This window comes from Flagellimonas sp. 389, assembly GCF_018449435.1.
In the GTDB taxonomy this organism is placed as follows: Bacteria; Bacteroidota; Bacteroidia; order Flavobacteriales; family Flavobacteriaceae; genus Flagellimonas.
This window is the reverse complement of record NZ_JAHCMU010000044.1, coordinates 1-233: the sequence shown is the minus strand read 5'-3', so window position 1 is coordinate 233 and position 233 is coordinate 1. Positions and strand designations below refer to the sequence as shown.

The 233-nt window shown below is 51.5% G+C and carries 1 protein-coding gene; it reads right to left on the bottom strand.

Annotated elements, in window-relative coordinates:
• A partial coding sequence (locus tag KIM67_RS18535; RefSeq protein ID WP_213833039.1) for a hypothetical protein occupies positions 1-233 on the bottom strand: 233 nt, incomplete at both ends.

The following is a 233-nucleotide window of genomic DNA, read 5'->3' as shown; positions in this document are numbered from 1 at the left end:
CTCAGGCTCAGGATGTTCCCTGTAATGCTAAGGTCTTGCAACTCGTTCGTATCGTTGTTGACGTATGTGCTCAAGTCGATTGGCACTGCGGTTGGGTCGTCGCTCAGGCTCAGGATGTTCCCTGTAATGCTAAGGTCTTGCAACTCGTTCGTATCGTTGTTGACGTATGTGCTCAAGTCAATTGGCACTGCGGTTGGGTCGTCGCTCAGGCTCAGGATGTTCCCTGTAATGCT